Here is a 478-nt window from a genome sequence, read left to right on the forward strand (position 1 = left end):
CATTGATCCGCGTGACCTTGCGCTCGCGGTCTGCCACCACTTTCGCCAGTTTGTTCTCCCAGGTCTTGAACGCGAGCTTGCGCATGGGATCATTCGGGTCATAGCTCATGCCTGATACGACGGCTCTCATCACGTGATCTGGGAGCATGCGGGTTCCAGTCAAATTCAAATGAACCGAGTCAAGCACACTGAGAATCGCCCAGTGAATGCGATTCGCGCCCCGAAGTCCCGCCCCCAAACCGAGCGGACCGCCATAGTCGCCAATTTGCTCGAATGGCGTTCCCACGCCGGGAATGTAGTAGCCGAAGATGCCATCCTCCGGGGCCACCACGCGAGCGTCATACAGGCGCGCGACATTGCTGTGCTTATTCGCCTCGGCCTGTGTGCAGCCAAGCCCGGGCTCCTTCCAATCCTTGTTGTTGCCCGTGCCATCGAAGAACAGACTGACAAACACCTGGCCCTGGCACTGCGCCGGGTC

1 pseudogene is annotated in these 478 nt (G+C 59.4%); it reads right to left on the reverse strand.

Annotated features, from left to right (window positions below):
- A pseudogene (locus AB4Z27_RS29520) lies at nt 1-478 on the reverse strand (hypothetical protein); the annotation flags it as partial.

The organism is Cupriavidus sp. KB_39, from assembly GCF_052114485.1.
In the GTDB taxonomy this organism is placed as follows: Bacteria; Pseudomonadota; Gammaproteobacteria; order Burkholderiales; family Burkholderiaceae; genus Cupriavidus.